The 18286-nt window shown below is 70.6% G+C and carries 19 protein-coding genes; 11 read left to right on the top strand and 8 right to left on the bottom strand.

The annotated features are described in order from the left end of the window. Positions 1-106 precede the first annotated feature (106 nt). Complete coding sequence (locus G6N45_RS15405; RefSeq protein WP_163723073.1) at positions 107-769, top strand: Rv0361 family membrane protein; 663 nt, start codon at positions 107-109, stop codon at positions 767-769. Between the two features lies 1 nt (position 770). Here the strand turns inward: G6N45_RS15405 and G6N45_RS15400 are convergent, their stop codons facing one another. Together G6N45_RS15400 and G6N45_RS15395 are read right to left on the bottom strand one after the other, a co-directional pair. After that, entirely contained in the window at positions 771-1148 is a 378-nt protein-coding gene (locus tag G6N45_RS15400) for a HesB/IscA family protein (RefSeq protein WP_057148569.1), read from the bottom strand. A 90-nt stretch (positions 1149-1238) separates the two neighbouring features. Then, on the bottom strand, positions 1239-2300 hold the full coding sequence (locus G6N45_RS15395; protein ID WP_163723072.1) for a glycerate kinase family protein: 1062 nt from the start codon (positions 2298-2300) through the stop codon (positions 1239-1241). 93 nt (positions 2301-2393) lie between these two features. On the opposite strand from G6N45_RS15395, the gene G6N45_RS15390 reads away from it, so the two are divergent. From G6N45_RS15390 to G6N45_RS15380, 3 genes are read left to right on the top strand one after another with little or no spacing between them, the layout of a single operon-like run. Beyond that, positions 2394-3074 carry a DUF3043 domain-containing protein gene (locus G6N45_RS15390; protein WP_163723071.1) on the top strand — a complete coding sequence of 227 codons (681 nt, stop codon included), beginning with the start codon at positions 2394-2396 and terminating at the stop codon, positions 3072-3074. Between the two features lie 26 nt (positions 3075-3100). After that, positions 3101-4144, top strand: coding sequence for a nicotinate-nucleotide--dimethylbenzimidazole phosphoribosyltransferase (cobT, locus tag G6N45_RS15385; protein ID WP_163723070.1), 1044 nt, complete (start codon positions 3101-3103; stop codon positions 4142-4144). A 2-nt stretch (positions 4145-4146) separates the two neighbouring features. Beyond that, positions 4147-4878 carry an adenosylcobinamide-GDP ribazoletransferase gene (locus G6N45_RS15380; RefSeq protein WP_163723069.1) on the top strand — a complete coding sequence of 244 codons (732 nt, stop codon included), beginning with the start codon at positions 4147-4149 and terminating at the stop codon, positions 4876-4878. Here G6N45_RS15380 and G6N45_RS15375 read toward each other — a convergent pair. Both G6N45_RS15375 and gcvT read right to left on the bottom strand, forming a co-directional pair. Next, positions 4875-5978, bottom strand: coding sequence for a branched-chain amino acid aminotransferase (locus G6N45_RS15375; protein WP_163723068.1), 1104 nt, complete (start codon positions 5976-5978; stop codon positions 4875-4877). The genes G6N45_RS15380 and G6N45_RS15375 overlap by 4 nt on opposite strands. Before the next feature lie 32 nt (positions 5979-6010). After that, on the bottom strand, positions 6011-7120 hold the full coding sequence (gene gcvT / locus G6N45_RS15370) for a glycine cleavage system aminomethyltransferase GcvT (protein WP_163723067.1): 1110 nt from the start codon (positions 7118-7120) through the stop codon (positions 6011-6013). Between the two features lie 28 nt (positions 7121-7148). On the opposite strand from gcvT, the gene G6N45_RS15365 reads away from it, so the two are divergent. Continuing rightward, positions 7149-8672 (top strand): leucyl aminopeptidase, encoded by a 1524-nt coding sequence (locus G6N45_RS15365; protein WP_163723066.1) that lies wholly within the window; start codon positions 7149-7151, stop codon positions 8670-8672. A 3-nt stretch (positions 8673-8675) separates the two neighbouring features. Here G6N45_RS15365 and G6N45_RS15360 read toward each other — a convergent pair whose 3' ends face one another. The 3 genes from G6N45_RS15360 to G6N45_RS15350 all read right to left on the bottom strand — a co-directional run bounded on the left by G6N45_RS15360 (position 8676) and on the right by G6N45_RS15350 (position 10855). Then, positions 8676-9032: a type II toxin-antitoxin system HicB family antitoxin gene (locus G6N45_RS15360; protein ID WP_163723065.1), complete on the bottom strand. Its 357-nt coding sequence runs from the start codon at positions 9030-9032 to the stop codon at positions 8676-8678. Between the two features lie 102 nt (positions 9033-9134). Further along, complete coding sequence (locus G6N45_RS15355) at positions 9135-10466, bottom strand: SDR family oxidoreductase (RefSeq protein ID WP_163728508.1); 1332 nt, start codon at positions 10464-10466, stop codon at positions 9135-9137. A gap of 38 nt (positions 10467-10504) precedes the next feature. Further along, on the bottom strand, positions 10505-10855 hold the full coding sequence (locus tag G6N45_RS15350; RefSeq protein ID WP_163723064.1) for an oxidoreductase: 351 nt from the start codon (positions 10853-10855) through the stop codon (positions 10505-10507). A 154-nt stretch (positions 10856-11009) separates the two neighbouring features. Here G6N45_RS15350 and sucB point away from each other — a divergent pair, with 154 nt between their 5' ends. The 5 genes from sucB to G6N45_RS15325 are packed head-to-tail and all read left to right on the top strand — an operon-like array spanning position 11010 to position 16179. Then, positions 11010-12824: a 2-oxoglutarate dehydrogenase, E2 component, dihydrolipoamide succinyltransferase gene (sucB, locus tag G6N45_RS15345; RefSeq protein ID WP_163723063.1), complete on the top strand. Its 1815-nt coding sequence runs from the start codon at positions 11010-11012 to the stop codon at positions 12822-12824. A 12-nt stretch (positions 12825-12836) separates the two neighbouring features. Continuing rightward, entirely contained in the window at positions 12837-13748 is a 912-nt protein-coding gene (locus G6N45_RS15340) for a TIGR01777 family oxidoreductase (protein WP_163723062.1), read from the top strand. Between the two features lie 10 nt (positions 13749-13758). Beyond that, a complete protein-coding gene (gene lipB / locus G6N45_RS15335) occupies positions 13759-14448 on the top strand; it encodes a lipoyl(octanoyl) transferase LipB (RefSeq protein ID WP_163723061.1) in 690 nt (229 codons plus the stop codon). Further along, a complete protein-coding gene (lipA, locus tag G6N45_RS15330; protein WP_163723060.1) occupies positions 14445-15407 on the top strand; it encodes a lipoyl synthase in 963 nt (320 codons plus the stop codon). The genes lipB and lipA overlap by 4 nt, the downstream gene beginning before the upstream one ends. Before the next feature lie 4 nt (positions 15408-15411). Continuing rightward, the gene (locus tag G6N45_RS15325; RefSeq protein WP_163723059.1) at positions 15412-16179 is read left to right on the top strand and encodes a DUF4191 domain-containing protein; all 768 of its coding nucleotides are present in this window, start codon (positions 15412-15414) and stop codon (positions 16177-16179) included. Here the strand turns inward: G6N45_RS15325 and G6N45_RS15320 are convergent, their stop codons facing one another. Continuing rightward, on the bottom strand, positions 16180-16647 hold the full coding sequence (locus tag G6N45_RS15320; protein WP_163723058.1) for an RDD family protein: 468 nt from the start codon (positions 16645-16647) through the stop codon (positions 16180-16182). Between the two features lie 145 nt (positions 16648-16792). On the opposite strand from G6N45_RS15320, the gene glnA reads away from it, so the two are divergent. Continuing rightward, the gene (gene glnA / locus G6N45_RS15315; protein ID WP_057148555.1) at positions 16793-18229 is read left to right on the top strand and encodes a type I glutamate--ammonia ligase; all 1437 of its coding nucleotides are present in this window, start codon (positions 16793-16795) and stop codon (positions 18227-18229) included. Positions 18230-18286: the final 57 nt, after the last annotated feature.

Below are 18286 nucleotides of genomic sequence, written 5' to 3'. Positions count from 1 at the left end.
TCGCTCACCGGAGCAGCGTGCGCCCGTGCGCTAACCTGCCTATGAGTGCCCGTACGGGCCACTGTAGAGGCACACGCCATCCACCGACCTGCCCGGGAGCTCATGTATGACTGGTCCCTACCCGCCCCCGTACGGCGCTGGACCAGCAGGACCCCCGATGTATCCGGACGGTTTCGGCCAGCAGCCGGGTGCCCCGCAGCCCTATCCGGACACCGGTTTCGGCGCGGCCTATCCCGGTACGCTGCCGCCGCCGGTCCCCTATCCGCCGCGCAGGCGCCGCCGCTGGGTCGTCGCCGCGGTGGCTGTGCTCGCCGTGCTGGTCGTCGCGGGCGTGATCACCGCGGTGGCGCTGACCCGTGGTGGTAGCGAACCGGCGCAGACCGGTGCCCTGACCGAGGCATCGGCCCGCACCGCGATCCAGAACTATGTCGACGCGTTGTCCAACGGTGACGCCGAGACCGTCGCCCGGCACACGCTGTGCGGGCTGTTCGACGAGGTCAAGGAGCGCCGCTCGGACCTCGCGCTGGCGAGCCTGTCCAGCGACGCGTTCCGCAAGCAGTACAGCAGCGCGCGGGTGACGTCGATCGACAAGATGGTGATGTCCTCGCCGACGCAGGCGCAGGTGCTGTTCACGATGCGCGTGACACCGGAGAGCCGCTCGTCACGCAGCCAGCCGGAAGCCGACGAGCAAGCCGTGGCCCAGCTGCTGTCCGTGGACAACGAGGTGCTGGTGTGTTCCTACCTGCCGCGCACGGCCGGGCAGTACTAGCTCAGTTGAACGAGTCGCCGCAGGCGCACGAGCCGGTGGCGTTGGGGTTGTCGATGGTGAAACCCTGCTTCTCGATCGTGTCGACGAAGTCGATGCTGGCGCCCTGCACGTAGGGGGCGCTCATCCGGTCCACCGTCAGGTTGACGCCGCCGAACTGCACCGTCAGGTCGCCGTCGAGGGTGCGGTCGTCGAAGAACAGGTTGTACCGCAGCCCCGCGCAACCGCCCGGCTGCACCGCGATCCGCAGCGCCAGGTCGTCGCGACCCTCCTGGTCGAGCAGTGCTTTGGCCTTGGCGGCCGCGGCCTCCGTCAGGATCACGCCGTGTTGGGTGTCGGTGGCCTGTTCTGCCTGCACTGCCGACTGGTCCTGAACAGTCATGAAATCTCCTGTGTGGATGTTCGTGGGTGAGGCCCCGAGCGCCGTGACCCCACGGGTTCAACGGTACCTTGTCGCGGCGCTATTCCCCATCTACGCCCAGGTTGCCGCCACCGCGCAGGTGAGCCCGGTGAGCTGGTCGGCCGCCTCGTCGATAGCCCGGCGCACCGATCCGGCGTGTTCGGCGACCGAGTGGGCGGCGGTGATGCCGGCGGCCCGCAGGTCGGCGTCGGGCAGCGTCACCTGGCCGGCGAGGACGAGCACCGGAACCCCGCGCCGGCGGGCACCCGCGGCCAGGGCGCTGACCACCTTGCCGTGCAGGGACTGGTCATCGAACCGGCCCTCACCGGTGATGACCAGGTGGGCCGCGTCGAGGTCGGTTTCCAGGCCGGTGTGTTCGGCGATGATCGCCGCACCGGATTCCCGCCGGGCGCCCAGCGCCAGCAGCGCAGCACCCAGTCCGCCGGCCGCCCCGGCCCCGGGATCGTCGCGGATCGGGCGACCCGCTGCGGTGTCGAGGTGCTGTGCCCACGCCGTCAGCCGGTCCTCCAGGGCGGCGACGGTGTCCGGGTCGGCGCCCTTCTGCGGGCCGAACACCGCGGCGGCGCCGCGCGGCCCCAGCAGCGGGTGTTCGACGTCGCTGGCGGCGATGAGCTCGATCCCGGCGAGGCGGTCGCGGGCCGCCGCGAGTCCGCCCAGGGCGTCGATCATGGCGCGCCCGCCGTCGGTGCTGCCGCTGCCGCCGAGGCCGACGACGATGCGGCGCGCGCCCGCGGCCAGCGCGGCGGCGATGAGCTGGCCGACGCCACGGGTGTGCGCGTCGAGCGCGGTGCGCACCGTCGGCGGGCCGCCGAGCAGCGCCAGCCCGCACGCTTGCGCGCACTCGAGGTAGGCGGTCGCCGGCGACGACGGGTCGAACACCCAGCGGGCGTCGACCTCGGCGTCCAGGGGGCCGCTGACCCGCTCGGTGCGCATCTCGCCGAGCCGGCCGGCCAGCACCTCGACGAATCCGGGGCCGCCGTCGGACTGCGGAGCCAGGATCAGCCGGTCGTCGCCGCGGGCGGCATGCCAGCCGGTTTCGATGCAGTGCGCTGCCTGCACCGCGGTCAGGCTGTCGCCGAACGAATCCGGCGCGATCAGAACGGTCCGGGTCATCCCGGCAGACTAGGACGTGGTCTCACCCGCCGCATGCCGCGCGACGCGCCCTCGCCGCCTCCCCGGCGACCCTCGCGAAGTAACCTTGCAGGCGTGAAGCTGCTGGGCCGCAAGAACGACGACTCCGGGGACGATCCGGCGGATTCGGCGTCCGCCGACGACCACGCCGGAACCTCCGCCACCGCCGCCCGGGCGGCGACCGCGCCCAAGGGCAAGCCGACACCCAAGCGCAGCGAGGCGAGCCGTCGCCGCGGCCCGGTCGCGCCCGCGCCGATGACCAGCGCGGAGGCGCGGCGCCGCCGCAAAGAGCTGCGCGGACCGAAGCTGTCCCGGGAGGAGCGCAAGGTCGAGAAGGCCGAACGCCGCTCCGACATGGCGCAGCGGCGCGAGAAGATGATGGCCGGCGACGACGCCTATCTGTTGCCGCGCGACAAGGGCCCGGTGCGCCGTTACGTGCGCGACGTGGTGGATTCCCGGCGCAATGTGCTCGGACTGTTCATGCCGTCGGCGCTCGGTCTGATCCTGGTGATGCTGGCGGTGCCGTCGGTGCAGGTGCAGCAGCTGCTGTCCCCGGCGATGCTCGTGCTCGTGCTGATCATGATCGTCGACGGCTTCTTCCTCGGCCGCCGGGTGAACCGGCTCGTGGACGAGAAGTTCCCGGGCAACACCGAATCGGGCTGGAAGCTCGGGTTCTACGCCGCCAGCCGGGCCTCGCAGCTGCGCCGGATGCGTGCGCCCCGGCCGGCTGTCGAGCGCGGCGCCACCGTGGCGTGATGGCCGCGGTGACCTGGGTGTCATAGGTGTCCTATTTCCCCGATATCGCCCCGCCCGATCCCGCCGCCGCCGCCGCAGCCAGGGACCGTCAGGCGCGGCTGACCAAGCCCGCCGGCGCGCTGGGCCGCCTCGAGGACCTGTCGGTATGGGTGTCCTCGTGTCAAAGTGCCTGCCCGCCAAGGCAGTTCGAGCGCGCCCGGGTGGTGGTGTTCGCCGGCGACCACGGCGTGGCCGCGGCGGGCGTGTCCGCCTATCCGCCTGAGGTGACGGCCGCGATGATGGCGAACTTCGCCGCGGGCGGCGCGGCCGTCAACGTGCTCGCCGGGATCGCCGACGCGACGGTGCGCATCGCCGACATCGCCGTCGACACCGACGAGCCGCTCTCGCCGGCGGTCGGCGCCAACAAGATCCGCCGGTCGAGCGGCAACATCGCCGTCGAGGACGCGCTGACCCCCGACGAGGTGGTGGCTGCGATCGAGGCGGGCCGCGGGATCGCCGACGAGGAGGTCGACGCCGGAGCCGATCTACTGATCGCCGGCGACATGGGGATCGGCAACACCACACCGGCGACCACGCTGGTGGCCGCGCTGACCGACACGGAGCCGGTTGCGGTGGTCGGCCGGGGCACCGGGGTCGACGACGCCGGCTGGGCGCGCAAGACCGCCGCGATCCGCGACGCGCTCTACCGCACCCGCCGGCTCTCCGCGGATCCGGTTGCGCTGCTGCGGATCTGCGGCGGCGCCGACCTGGCGGCGATGACGGGGTTCAGCGCGCAGGCCGCGCTGCGGCGCACACCCGTGCTGCTCGACGGCGTGGTGGTGACGGCCGCGGCACTGGCCGCCGAGCGGCTCGCACCCGGCGCCCGGCAGTGGTGGCAGGCGGGGCACCGCTCCACCGAGCCCGCACACTCGCTGGCGCTGCGGGAGCTCGGGCTGGAGCCGATCGTCGACCTGGGCATGCGACTCGGTGAGGGCTCGGGCGCGCTGGTGGCCCTTCCGGTGCTGCGCGCCGCGGTGGCGACCCTGGCCACGATGGCCACGTTCGAAGAGGCCGGGATCAGCGAGGGCTGATCGTGATCGCTTCGGTGGCAGGCGCTTTGGCCTTCGCGACGATCCTCCCGGTGCCGGCGTCGCGCACCGCGGGAATCGGCCGCGGGGTGATGACCGCGCTGCCGGTGGCCGGCGTAGCGGTCGGTGGCGCCGCGGCCGCGGTGCTCGCGGGCGGGTTCTGGGCGTTCGGTGAGGCGAGCCCGCTGGCCGGCGCGCTCGCCGTGGTCACGCTGCTGCTGGCCACCCGCGGGCTGCACATCGACGGACTGGCCGACACCACCGACGCACTCGGCTGCTACGGGCCGCCCGAGCGGGCACTGGCGGTCATGCGCGAAGGCACTGCGGGGCCGTTCGGCGTCGCCGCGGTCGCCGCCACGATCCTGCTCCAGGCGCTGGCGTTCGCCGACGCCGGTTGGGCCGCGCTGATCGTCGCTGTGACCGCGGGCAGGGTGGCGGTCGTGGCCGCGTGCCGCCGGGGCGTGCCGGCCGCGGCGGGCAGCACGCTTGGCGGCCGGGTGGCGGGCACCCAGCCCACGTGGGTGGTGTGGGCGTGGGTGGCCGCGGTCGCCGCGGCGGCCGTCCCGGTGTGTGCCAGGGCGTGGCAGGGCCCGGTGGTGGTGCTGGTCGCGCTGGCCGCCTCGACCCTTCTCATCGCGCACTGCGTGCGCCGGTTCGGCGGTGTCACCGGTGACGTGCTCGGCGCCGCGGTCGAGGTGACGACGACGGTCGCCGCGCTGGGGCTGGCGATCGGCTAGTTCAGCCGGGCCATCCAGCCGTGGGTGTCGGCGAAGGTGCCCCGCTGGATGCCGGTCAGCGTGTCGCGCAGCGCCATGGTGATCTCACCGGGCTCGCCGTCGGCGATGGTGAACTCGCCGTCGGTGTGCTTGACGTGCGAAACCGGGGTGATGACGGCGGCGGTGCCGCAGGCGAACACCTCGGTGATCTCCCCCGCGGCGGCCTTCTTCTGCCATTCGTCGACGTCGATCTTGCGCTCCTCGACCGCGAAGCCGGCGTCAGTGGCCAACTGCAGCAGCGAGTCTCGCGTGATGCCCGGCAGCAGCGAACCCGACAGCTCCGGGGTGACCAGCCGTGCGGTGCCGCCGCTGCCGAAGACGAAGAACAGGTTCATGCCACCCATCTCCTCGACGTAGCGGCGTTCGATCGCGTCGAGCCACACCACCTGATCGCAGCCGTGGTCGGCGGCTTCGGCCTGGGCCAGCAACGAGGCCGCGTAGTTGCCGCCGAACTTGGCGGCTCCGGTGCCGCCGGGTGAGGCGCGCACGTATTCGTGGGACAGCCAGACACTGACCGGCTTGATGCCGCGCGGGAAGTAGGCCCCGGCGGGCGAGCCGATCACCAGGTACCGGTAGTGGTTGGCCGGCCGCACTCCCAGGCCCGGTTCGGTCGCGATGATGAACGGCCGCAGGTACAGCGACTCCTCACCGCCAGCCGGCGGAACCCACTGCCCGTCGACGGCGATCAGTTGACGCAGCGACTCGAGGAAGACGTCCTGCGGCAACTCGGGGATCGCCAGCCGGCGCGCCGAGGATTGCAGCCGGGCGGCGTTGGCCTCCGGCCGGAACGACACGATGGACCCGTCGCCCCACTGGTAGGCCTTGAGCCCCTCGAACACCTCCTGGGCGTAGTGCAGCACGATGGCCGAGGGGTCGAGTTCGATGGGCCCGTACGGCTGCACGCGCGCGTCGTGCCAGCCCTCACCGGCGGTGTAGTCGATGGACACCATGTGGTCGGTGAAGAACTTGCCGAAGCCGGGGTTGCTCAGAATCCCGGCGCGTACCTCGTCGCTCGCCGGGTTCGCGGTGCGATCGACGGTGAACGAGAGGCCTTCAGTCATGCAGGCGATTGTATAACCGCCTGGCGAGCGATTTACCGCGTGCGGGTGTCCACGAACGGCGGTTTGACGACCTCGCATTCGACGGCGCGGCCACGCACGTCGACGCTCACGCGGGCGCCGTCGGCGATGTCGGCGGCGGTGTCGATCAACGCCAGCGCGATCCCGACTTTCAATGTGGGCGAGAACGTTCCGGACGTGGTGACCCCGATGGGGGTGGTGCCGTCGAGCACGGTCAGCTCGCCGCGCAGCACGCCCCGGCCGACGGCGCGCAGGCCGCGCAGCGTGCGCCGCGGGCCGGCCTCCTTCTCGGCGAGCAGGGCGTCGCGGCCCCAGAACGCGTCCTTGCGCCAGCCGACCGCCCACCCGCAGCGGGCCTGCAGCGGCGAGATGTCGCGGGACAGCTCGTGGCCGTGCAGCGGATACCCCATCTCGGTGCGCAGCGTGTCGCGCGCTCCGAGTCCGGCCAGTTCGCCACCGGCGGCCCGCACACCCTCGACCAGCGCGTCGAACACCACCGCGGCCTGATCCCAGGTCGGTAGCAGTTCGTAGCCGTGTTCGCCGGTGTAGCCGGTCCGGCAGACCCGGACGTCAACGCCGCCGAAAACGGCGTCGGCGTAGCCCATGTAGTCCATGTCGGTCGGCAGGCCCAGTCCGCCGACCACCTCGGCGGACTTGGGTCCCTGCACGGCGAGAACCGCGCGGGAGCGGTGCTCGTCGGTGATCGTCAGGCCGGCGGGCGCACGCTCCTTCAGGGCCGCGACGACGTCGGCGGTGTTGGCCGCGTTGGGCACCAGGAAGATCTCGTCGTCGGAGACGTAATAGGCGATCAGGTCGTCGATGACGCCGCCGTCGTCGGTGCAGCACAGCGTGTACTGGGCCTTGCCCGGGCCGATGCGGCGCAGGTCGTTGGTGAACGCGGAGTTGACGTACTCGGCCGCACCCGGGCCGGTGACCAGGGCCTTGCCCAGGTGGCTGACGTCGAACAGGCCGACGGTGGTGCGGGTGGCGGTGTGCTCGGCGACGGTGCCGGCGTAGGACACCGGCATCAGCCAGCCACCGAATTCGGCGAAGGTCGCTCCGAGTTCGCGGTGGCGGTGCTCGAGCGGGCCGGTCAACGGGTTGTCACTCACGACCAACCACACTAGTAGGCAGTGGCTAGGGTGAATCCCCGTGAGCACCCCACCTGGCTATCAGTCCCCCACCGTCAGCGTCGCCGCCGCACTGCCGAAGCGCTCCGTCGCCGGATCGGTGCTCATCGTGCCGGTCGTCAGCGTGGGCGACGACGACCCGAAGGCGATGGTGGTCGCCGGCTCATTCCTGCCTGCCGACGCGGTGAGCGAGATCGAGGCCGCGCTGAAGGCGCTCGGCGCCAAGGGGGGCAGCGAGCAGCTGACCCGGGTGATCGTGCCGTCGCTGCCGGTGGGCAGCGTGCTCGCCGTCGGGCTCGGCAAGAGCCGCGACGAGTGGCCGGCCGAGACCATCCGGCGCGCCGCCGGGGCGGCGGCGCGATCGCTGTCGGGCGTCGAGTCGGTGCTGACCACGCTCTCGGCCCTGGACCTGGAGGCCGCGATCGAGGGGCTGATCCTCGGCTCCTACCGGTTCTCCGAGTTCCGCAGCGGCAAGACCGCCCCCAAGGACTCGGGGCTGCAGCGGGTCACCGCGCTCACCCCGGACACGAAGTCGGCCACCAAGGACACCGCCGCCCGCGCGGAGGCGATCGCGACGGCGGTGGCTACTGCCCGGGATTTCGTCAACACCCCGCCCAGCCACTTGTTTCCAGCCGAATTCGCCAAGCGCGCAAAGGCTTTGGGCGAGGCCGCCGGCCTCGAGGTGGAGGTGCTCGACGACAAGACACTGACCAAGGACGGTTACGGCGGCATCGTCGGCGTCGGCAAGGGCTCGTCGCGTCCGCCGCGTCTGGTCCGGCTCGTCCACCGCGGCGGCAAGGGCCGAAAGCCGACCACGGTTGCATTGGTCGGCAAGGGCATCACGTTCGACACCGGCGGCATCTCGATCAAGCCGGCGGCCAACATGCACCACATGACGTCCGACATGGGCGGTGCCGCGGCGGTGATCGCCACGGTGGTGCTCGCGGCGCGGCAGAAGTTGCCGATCGACGTGATCGCGACGGTGCCGATGGCCGAGAACATGCCGTCGGGAACCGCGCAGCGGCCCGGCGACGTGCTGACCCAGTACGGCGGCACCACCGTGGAGGTGCTCAACACCGACGCCGAGGGCCGGTTGATCCTGGCCGACGCGATCGTGCGCGCATGCGAGGACCGTCCGCAGTATCTGATCGAGACCTCGACGCTGACCGGCGCGCAGATCGTCGCGCTGGGCTCGCGCACGCCCGGGGTGATGGGCAGCGACGAGTTCCGCGACCGGGTCGCCGACATCTCGCAGTCCGTCGGTGAGAACGGCTGGGCGATGCCGCTTCCCGAGGAGCTCAAGGACGACCTGAAGTCGACGGTGGCCGACCTGGCCAATGTCAGCGGTTCGCGGTACGGCGGCATGCTGGTCGCCGGGACGTATCTGCGCGAGTTCGTCGCCGACGGGGTCGCGTGGGTGCACATCGACGTCGCGGCGCCGGCGTACAACTCCGGCGGGCCGTGGGGTTACACGCCCAAGGGCGGGACCGGGGTGCCGACACGGACGATGTTCGCGGTCCTCGAGGACATCGCGGCCAACGGCTGAGGCTCACCACTGCCGACTCGGCGGCCGGTTGGCGAGCCTCTGGACGGCCCACTGGTTGAGCGAGACTCCCTGCTCGGCGGCTTCGGTGGACAGCCGCGCGTGCAGTTCCGGGGAGGTCCGGACCAGAAATGTCCCGCTGAAGTTGTGGTCGGTCAACGGGGTCGGCGGATCACCGCCGAACTCCCGGTCCATGTATTCGAGGTGTCCGGTGACCGCACGCTCGGCACGCGCGATGACTTCCGGCGCGGTGTCCGCGGAGTCGGAGACACTCGGCATCTCGAGGCAACGGGCCACGTATTGTGCGCGCCGGGAAGACCATTCGACGCGATAGGTGTAGCGCGCAGGCGCGGGTTCTGCCATCTGAGAACGCTAACGCGACGCGGGCGGGGTGTCCGTCACCGAAATCCGATAGCGCATGCGCTATCAGAACTCACCAACACCACACCCGACAGACGCGCCGGCTCACACGATGTTGCCGCCGCGCGCCGCACTGCGCATGGCCTGCGGCGCGGCATGCGCGATGCCGTACACGAGATAGGCCTCCGGGGTGACCGGCCGCACGGCCTTGTTCTTCGTCACCGCACTGACGATGGCGCGGGCCACCTTCTCCGGCCCGTAGCGGCGTATCGCGAAGCCGCGCCTGGCACGCGCCCGCAGCGTCTCGGGGTCGGGGTGGCGTGACTCGGGCAGCGAGAACCGCGTGGTGTCGACGATGTTGGTGCCGACTACGCCCGGGCAGATCGTGGTCAGCCCGATGCCGGCCGAATCCAGTTCGGCGCGTAGGCAATCGGAGAACATGAACACCGCCGCCTTGGACGTGCAGTAGGCGTTCATCACGTTGACGGGTGTGTAGGACGCCATCGACGCGACATTGACGATGTGGCCGCCGGTGCCCCGCTCGGCCAATCGCCTGCCGAATGACCGGCAGCCGTTGACCACGCCCCCGAAGTTGATGTCGAGCACCCGGTCGAACTCCTCGGCGGGGGTGTCGAGGAAGAAGCCGGCATGTCCGACGCCTGCGTTGTTGATCACCACATCCGGCACACCGTGCGCCGTGCACACCTCGTCGGCGAACGCTTCCACCGCCGCCGCGTCGGCCACGTCGACGATGTAGCTGTGCGCGGCAGCGCCGGCATCAGCGAGGCGGCGGGCCGTCTCGGCCAGGCCGTCGGCATCGACGTCGCTGATGATCAGCTCGGCCCCCTCCTTTGCGAACGCCAGCGCGGTCTCACGCCCGATACCGCTGCCCGCCCCCGTGACCGACACCAGCGTGTCGCCGAACGCGCTGCGGAACCGTCCGACCTCGGCACGCAGCAGTTCCCGCGCCGCGGGCGCACCGCCGAGATGCTCGGCGAGCTGACGCACCGAGCGGGCATACACCTGCGGATGGGTGGCCGGCGTGGGCCGGCCGCTGGCGACCACACGCCGCCACAACCGGGGCACACGTGCGGCGAGATCGTCATCGACCTTGCCGGTGCCGACGATCAGCTGCACCGGCACCGCGACCCGGTCCGGGGTCTGCGTTGTGCGTCGCCGCCGGCCGGGCAGCCCTCGCCGCCGGACGGGGACCGACAGCGTGACCGAGGCCAGGTGATCCGCGGCGTCAGGACGGGCCAGGTACTGCCAGACCGCAGCCGCCGCCGGACCGTGCGCGACGAGGTGCACCGGCCCGCGCCCGGTCAGCGCGGCGGCCAATCCGTCGGCGCTGCAGCGCTCGACACGGGCGGTGTCGCCGATCAGCGCGGCCATGCCGTCCCAGATGCCGGAGGTGTCGGGGTGCGCATGCACCGCCATGATGATCGGCCCGTCGATGTCCACGAGCCCGCACGCTACTAGCGATCCAGCTCCTCGCGGGCGGCGCGCTTGCGCTCGATCCGCTTGCGGGCGTCGTAGTCACGCATGCGCTGCGGGTAGCCGACCTTCTGTACGTCGTAGATCGGGATCTTCAACCGGTCCGACAGCCGGCGCGCACCGGCGTAGCCGCCGGCCCTGCGCCGGGTCCATTCGCCGTCGGCGGCGACGAGCACGACCGTCACGTCGGTGACGGTCGTCTTCGGCTCGACGAACGCCTCGACGCCGGTGTGCTCGGCAACCCACTGCTGCAGGTAGCGCAGATCGGCGGCCCGGTCGGTGGCGGTGCCGCCGCCACGCCGCCTGCCGCGAAGTACGTCGAACAGTCCCACCTGGGGTCGCTCCTTCCCGCTGCCGCACCCCTCGGTTTCGATAGTGCCAGAGCGGTCAGTAGCCACGTCTGCGGCGAAACGTCCCGCGGGACGTGACAGGATGGGATCCGACACCTCAAGACTGCGACCGACCGTGCAAGGGAGCCACGACACTATGGCCATCTCCGTCCAGATGCCCGCACTCGGAGAGAGCGTTACCGAGGGGACTGTCACCCGCTGGCTGAAGCAAGAGGGGGACACGGTCGAGGAGGACGAGCCACTGCTGGAGGTGTCGACCGACAAGGTCGACACCGAGATCCCGTCCCCCGCTTCCGGGGTGTTGAAGAAGATCGTCGCCCAGGAGGACGACACCGTCGAGGTCGGCGGCGAATTGGCCGTGATCGGCGACGCGGACGACGACAGCGACAGTGGCGGCGACAGCGACAGTGGCGGCGACGACGCAGAGGAGCCGGCGGCCGAGTCCGAACCCGAACCCGAGCCCGAACCGGAGCCCGAGCCCGAGCCCGAGCCCGAGCCCGAACCGGAGCCCGAGAAGAAGTCGTCCGGCGGATCGTCGGGATCGTCCACGCCGGTGCTGATGCCGGAACTCGGCGAGTCGGTCACCGAGGGCACCGTGACGCGCTGGCTGAAGAAGGTCGGCGACAGCGTGGAGGTCGACGAGCCGCTGGTCGAGGTCTCGACCGACAAGGTGGACACCGAGATCCCCTCGCCGGTCGCGGGCACCCTGCTCTCGATCACCGCCGAGGAAGACGACACCGTCGAGGTGGGTGGTGAGCTCGCCAAGATCGGCGACTCCGAGGGCGCCGATGCCGGTGACTCCGAACCCGAACCCGAGCCGGAGCCCGAACCCGAACCCGAGCCGGAGCCGGAGCCGGAGCCCGAACCGGAGCCCGCCAAGGACACCAAGCCCACGGCGAAGCCGTCGGAAGAGGCCCCGCCCGAGCCCAAGCCGGAGCGCAAGTCCGAACCTGAGCCGGAGTCCAAGCCCGAGCCGAAAGCCGCTCCGGCAGAAGCGAAGTCGAGCGACTCGGGCCCGTACGTGACGCCGCTGGTGCGCAAGCTGGCCGCCGAGAACAACGTCGACCTGGCCGCGGTCAAGGGCACCGGCGTCGGCGGACGCATCCGCAAGCAGGACGTGCTGGCCGCGGCCAGCCAGAAGGAAGAGTCCGCGAAGCCGGCCCCTGCCGCCGAGGCCCCGGCCAAGACCACCAGTTCCGCGCCGGCCCCTGAAGCCGCGCTGGCGCATCTGCGGGGCACCACCCAGAAGGCCAACCGGATCCGGCAGATCACCGCGAAGAAGACGCGCGAATCCCTGCAGGCCACAGCGCAGTTGACGCAGACCCACGAGGTCGACATGACCAAGATCGTGGCGCTGCGGGCCAAGGCGAAGGCCAGCTTCGCCGAGCGCGAGGGCGTCAACCTGACCTACCTGCCGTTCATCGCGCGTGCGGTGATCGACGCGCTGAAGATCCATCCGAACGTCAACGCCAGCTACAACGAGGAATCCAAGGAGATCACCTACTACGACGCCGAGCACCTCGGCTTCGCGGTGGACACCGATCAGGGCCTGCTCTCCCCGGTGATCAAGAACGCCGGCGACCTGTCGCTGGGCGGGCTGGCGCGGGCGATCGCCGACATCGCCGCGCGGGCTCGCTCGGGTGATCTCAAGCCCGACGAACTGTCCGGCGGCACGTTCACCATCACCAACATCGGCAGCCAGGGCGCGCTGTTCGACACCCCGATCCTGGTGCCGCCGCAGGCGGCGATGCTGGGCACGGGCGCGATCGTCAAACGCCCGCGGGTGATCGTCGACGAGCTCGGCAACGAGTCGATCGGTGTCCGCTCGGTGTGTTACCTGCCGCTGACCTACGACCACCGTCTCATCGACGGCGCCGACGCCGGCCGCTTCGTCACCACGATCAAGCGGCGGCTGGAAGAGGGTGCCTTCGAGGCGGACCTGGGTCTGTAGACCGAGGTGTCGATGCCATCGGATTCGGTCATCGCGGTTGCGGGCTCCTCCGGTCTGATCGGTACGGCGCTGGTCTACGCGCTGCGCGCCACCGATCACCGGGTGGTGCGCATCGTGCGGCGGGCGCCGTCGAACGCCGATGAGGTGTTCTGGAACCCCGACACCGGCGAGTTCGACGCCGGCGCGCTGCGCGGGGTCGACGCCGTGGTGAACCTGTGCGGCGTCAACGTCGGCGAGAAGCGGTGGTCCGGCGCGTTCAAGCAGAGCCTGCGCGACAGCCGTATCGGCCCCACCGAAGTGCTGTCCCGCGCCGTCGTCGAGGCCGGGGTGCCGGTGCTGGTCAATTCCAGCGCGGTCGGCTACTACGGCGACACCGGCGCCCGACCCGTCGACGAGACCGCGGCGCCCGGGCAGACCTTCCTCGCGCGCCTCACCGTCGACTGGGAGGCGGCCACCACGGTCGCGGCGCAGTCGGGGGTGCGGGTGGTGCTCCCCCGCACCGGCCTGGTCATGTCGGCCTCGGGCGGAATGCTGGGCCGGATCCGCCCGCTGTTCTCGCTCGGCCTCGGGGCGCGGCTGGGCAACGGCCGCCAGTACCTGTCGTGGATCAGCCTCGAGGACCAGGTGCGGGCACTGTTGTTCGCGATCACGCACGACGACCTGGCCGGTCCGGTGAACTTCACCGGACCTGCTCCGGTGACCAACGCGGAGTTCACCACGGCGCTCGGCCGCACCGTGAACCGCCCGACCCCGTTCGCGGTGCCCGGCTTTGCGTTGCGTGCAGTCCTCGGGGAGTTCGCCGACGAGGGCGTGCTCGGCGGTCAGCGCGCGATCCCGGCCGTGCTGGAGGGTGCGGGGTTCCGCTTCCACCACAACACCATCGGTGAGGCGCTGGCGTTCGCCACCGCCGGCAACCGTGAGTAGCGTCGGTGCCATGGCGTCATCGATCCGCTCGAGCAGCGATGCCGTCGCCGTACGCCGGCTCGGAACGATCGACTACCAGGCGGCCTGGGATCTGCAGCGGGAGATCGCCGACGCCCGCGTCGCCGGCGGCCCGGACACGCTGCTGCTGCTGCAGCATCGGTCGGTGTACACCGCCGGGCGCCGCACGCTGCCGGAGGAACGCCCGGTGGACGGCACGCCCGTCGTCGACACCGACCGCGGCGGCAAGATCACCTGGCACGGGCCCGGTCAGCTCGTCGGCTATCCGATCATCGGGCTGGCCGAGCCGCTCGACGTGGTCAACTTCGTCCGCCGACTCGAGGAGGCGTTGATCGCGGTGTGCGCCGATCTGGGCCTGCCCACGGGCAGGGTCGAGGGCCGGTCTGGGGTGTGGGTGGCGGCCGACGAGGTCCGGCCCGCGCGCAAGATCGCCGCCATCGGCATCCGGGTCGCGCGCGGCACCACCCAGCACGGATTCGCGCTGAACTGCGACTGCGATCTGGCTGCGTTCGGCTCGATCGTGCCGTGCGGCATCGCCGACGCCGGCGTCACGTCGCTGACGGCCGAACTCGGCCGCCGCGTCACCGTCGACGATGTCCTCGGCCCTGTCGCCGACGCGGTGTGTGACGTGCTCGACGGCCGGCTCAGCAGCGCCGATCACGCAGTAGCATCGATGCAGTGAGTGTCGAACCCGGTAACCGCAAGCTGCTCCGGCTCGAGGTGCGCAACGCCGAGACGCCGATCGAGCGCAAGCCGCCGTGGATCAAGACCAGGGCCAAGATGGGCCCGGAGTACACCGAGCTGAAGTCCCTGGTCCGCCGCGAAGGTCTGCACACGGTGTGTGAAGAGGCCGGCTGCCCCAACATCTACGAGTGCTGGGAAGACCGCGAGGCCACCTTCCTGATCGGCGGCGAGCAGTGCACCCGGCGCTGCGACTTCTGCCAGATCGACACCGGCAAGCCGGCCGAACTCGACCGCGACGAGCCGCGCCGCGTCGCCGAGAGCGTGCAGGCGATGGGGCTGCGCTACTCGACGGTGACGGGAGTGGCCCGCGACGACCTGCCTGACGGCGGCGCCTGGCTCTACGCCGAGACGGTCCGCCAGATCAAGGCACTCAACCCGAACACCGGCGTCGAGCTGTTGATCCCCGATTTCAACGCAGAGCCGGCGCTGCTCGCGCAGGTCTTCGAGACCCGCCCGGAAGTGTTGGCGCACAACGTCGAAACGGTGCCGCGCATCTTCAAGCGGATCCGGCCGGCCTTCCGCTACGACCGCAGCCTGTCGGTCCTGACGATGGCGCGCGCGGACGGTCTGGTGACCAAGAGCAACCTGATCCTGGGTATGGGCGAGACGCCGGAGGAAGTGCGCACCGCGCTGCGCGATCTGTACGACGCCGGCTGCGACATCGTCACGATCACCCAGTACCTGCGGCCGTCGGCGCGCCACCACCCCGTGGAGCGGTGGGTGCACCCCGACGAGTTCGTCGAGCATCAGCAGTTCGCCACCGAGTTGGGCTTCGCAGGCGTGCTGGCCGGACCGCTGGTGCGTTCGTCATACCGCGCGGGCAAGCTGTACGCGCAGACGATCGCGTCCCGGTCGGCCGGAGCCGCCGCGGCGGCGGCACAGCCATCCGTATCCTGAACCAATGGCGAAATCGCGTAACTCCGCGGGGGTCAACAAGGCGGCGAATCGCGCTGCGAAAGCCGAGGCGAAGGCCGCCCGCAAGGCCGCATCCAAGCAGCGGCGCAGCCAGCTGTGGCAGGCGTTCCAGATCCAGCGCAAAGAGGACAAGCGGCTGCTGCCGTACATGATCGGCGCGTTCGTGCTGATCGTGGCCGCCTCGGTGGCGCTCGGGGTGTACGCCGGCGGCTTCACGATGTACATGCTGATACCGCTGGGCATCGTGCTCGGCGCGCTGGTCGCGTTCATCATCTTCGGCCGCCGTGCGCAGAAGTCGGTCTACCGCAAGGCCGAAGGTCAGACCGGTGCGGCCGCCTGGGCGCTGGACAACATGCGCGGCAAGTGGCGGGTGACCCCCGGTGTCGCCGCCACCGGGCACTTCGATGCCGTGCACCGGGTGATCGGACGCCCCGGCGTCATCTTCGTCGCCGAGGGCTCTCCGACGCGGGTCAAGCCGCTGCTGGCGCAGGAGAAGAAGCGCACCGCCCGACTGGTGGGTGACGTGCCGATCTACGACGTCATCATCGGCAACGGCGACGGCGAGGTGCCGCTGTCCAAGCTGGAGCGTCACCTGACCCGGCTTCCGGCCAACATCACCGCCAAGCAGATGGACTCCCTCGAGTCGCGGCTCGCCGCGCTCGGGTCGAAGGTCGGTCCCGCCGCGATGCCCAAGGGGCCGCTGCCCGCGCAGGCCAAGATGCGCGGCGTGCAGCGCACCGTGCGGAGGCGCTGACTACCGCTTCACCACCGCGGTCTTGGTCGCCAGGTCGTGCAGCCCGCGCAGGTCGGAGTCGGTGAACAGCGCCGGGATCACCAGCAAGATGAGCACTCCACGGGCCAGAGCCCGGCCCGCGCCGACGTAGCCGCGCCCGTCGACGGCCACCACCTTGAGGCCCAACACCAGCTGACCGGGCGTGAACCCGAACAGCCGCACCGACACCACACCCAGCACGAACCAGACGATCAGCTGGACCGACTGGAGCGCCATCGAGCCGAACAGGCCCATCGTCGTGAGCAGCGCCGCCACCCCGAGAGCCACCAGCCAATCCACGCACAGCGCGGCGATGCGGCGGCCGAAGCGGGCGATGGACCCGGGCCCGCTGCGCGGCAGTCCGAGCCGTTCGCCGGGATACGTACCGGGCTCCGGCGTGCCCGGCCCCGACAGCCAGGACCCCAGACCCGAACCGGATGCGCGCGACATACCGCCAGGATAGGTGCCGGCCGCGGATGCGCCCGACGGGCGGACGCGGAGGATGCGTAACGTCCACGCAACATGCGGTTGACGGCGGTGCAACATCGTGTCCATAGCGTCAGCCGCGGGCTACCGAGTCAAAGGAGAGCAAAGAGTGGCAGAACAGACCGCCGACGACATCATCAAGCTGATCAAGGACGAGAAGGTCGAGTACGTCGACATCCGTTTCTGCGACCTGCCCGGTGTCGTCCAGCACTTCTCGATCCCGGCGTCGGCTTTCGACGAGAGCGTGTTCGAGGACGGCCTCGCGTTCGACGGGTCGTCGGTGCGCGGATTCCAGTCGATCCACGAGTCCGACATGATGCTGCTGCCCGATCCGGCGACCGCGCGCATCGATCCGTTCCGCGCGGCCAAGACGCTGAACATCAACTTCTTCGTCCACGATCCGTTCACGCGGGAGGCGTACTCGCGCGACCCGCGCAACGTCGCCCGCAAGGCCGAGAACTACCTGGCCAGCACCGGCATCGCCGACACCTGCTTCTTCGGCGCCGAGGCGGAGTTCTACATCTTCGACTCGGTCTCCTTCGACTCGCGCATCAACGGCACGTTCTACGAGGTCGACTCCGAGTCGGGCTGGTGGAACACCGGTGAGCCTTTCGAGGCCGACGGCAGCGCCAACCGCGGCTACAAGGTGCGCCCCAAGGGCGGCTACTTCCCCGTGGCGCCGTACGACCACTACGTCGACCTTCGCGATGAGATGGCCACCAACCTGCAGAACGCCGGGTTCGTCCTGGAGCGCGGTCACCACGAGGTGGGCACCGCCGGCCAGGCCGAGATCAACTACAAGTTCAACACGCTGCTGCACGCTGCCGACGATGTGCTGCTGTTCAAATACATCATCAAGAACACGGCGTGGGCGAACGGCAAGACGGTCACGTTCATGCCCAAGCCGCTGTTCGGTGACAACGGGTCGGGCATGCACGCCCACCAGTCGCTGTGGAAGGACGGCAAGCCGCTGTTCCACGACGAGTCCGGCTACGCGGGTCTGTCGGACATGGCGCGGCATTACATCGGCGGCATCCTGCACCACGCGCCGTCGCTGCTGGCGTTCACCAACCCGACGGTGAACTCCTACAAGCGTCTGGTCCCGGGTTACGAAGCGCCGATCAACCTGGTGTACAGCCAGCGCAACCGGTCCGCCTGCGTCCGTATCCCGATCACCGGCAACAACCCGAAGGCCAAGCGCCTCGAGTTCCGTTGCCCGGACAGCTCGGGCAACCCGTACCTGGCGTTCGCGGCGATGCTGATGGCCGGCATCGACGGCATCAAGAAGAAGATCGAGCCGCTGGCGCCGGTCGACAAGGATCTCTACGAGCTGCCCCCCGAGGAGGCAGCGAACATCCCGCAGGCGCCGACGTCGCTGGCGGCGGTGATCGACAAGCTCGAGGAGGATCACGAGTACCTCACCGAGGGCGGCGTGTTCACCCCCGACCTGATCGAGACGTGGATCAGCTACAAGCGGGAGAACGAGATCATGCCGATCCAGATCCGGCCTCACCCGTACGAGTTCTCGCTGTACTACGACGTGTAAGTAGTCGGCTCGGATTCGCCCGCCCGGTGTCACGCCGGGCGGGCGCTTCTGTTTCGG

This window comes from Mycolicibacterium psychrotolerans (assembly GCF_010729305.1).
GTDB lineage: Bacteria > Actinomycetota > Actinomycetes > Mycobacteriales > Mycobacteriaceae > Mycobacterium > Mycobacterium psychrotolerans.
The sequence above is the reverse complement of the archived record's forward strand: the minus strand, read 5'-3'. Positions and strand labels throughout refer to the sequence as shown.

Coding starts and splice junctions, on each gene's coding strand:
- G6N45_RS15405 (WP_163723073.1), top strand. CDS start 107: ATGACTGGTCCCTACCCGCCCCCGTACGGCGCTGGACCAGCAGGACCC.
- G6N45_RS15400 (WP_057148569.1), bottom strand. CDS start 1,148: ATGACTGTTCAGGACCAGTCGGCAGTGCAGGCAGAACAGGCCACCGAC.
- G6N45_RS15395 (WP_163723072.1), bottom strand. CDS start 2,300: ATGACCCGGACCGTTCTGATCGCGCCGGATTCGTTCGGCGACAGCCTG.
- G6N45_RS15375 (WP_163723068.1), bottom strand. CDS start 5,978: ATGACTGAAGGCCTCTCGTTCACCGTCGATCGCACCGCGAACCCGGCG.
- G6N45_RS15360 (WP_163723065.1), bottom strand. CDS start 9,032: ATGGCAGAACCCGCGCCTGCGCGCTACACCTATCGCGTCGAATGGTCT.
- G6N45_RS15355 (WP_163728508.1), bottom strand. CDS start 10,466: ATGGCGGTGCATGCGCACCCCGACACCTCCGGCATCTGGGACGGCATG.
- sucB (WP_163723063.1), top strand. CDS start 11,010: ATGGCCATCTCCGTCCAGATGCCCGCACTCGGAGAGAGCGTTACCGAG.
- G6N45_RS15340 (WP_163723062.1), top strand. CDS start 12,837: ATGCCATCGGATTCGGTCATCGCGGTTGCGGGCTCCTCCGGTCTGATC.
- lipB (WP_163723061.1), top strand. CDS start 13,759: ATGGCGTCATCGATCCGCTCGAGCAGCGATGCCGTCGCCGTACGCCGG.
- G6N45_RS15325 (WP_163723059.1), top strand. CDS start 15,412: ATGGCGAAATCGCGTAACTCCGCGGGGGTCAACAAGGCGGCGAATCGC.
- G6N45_RS15320 (WP_163723058.1), bottom strand. CDS start 16,647: ATGTCGCGCGCATCCGGTTCGGGTCTGGGGTCCTGGCTGTCGGGGCCG.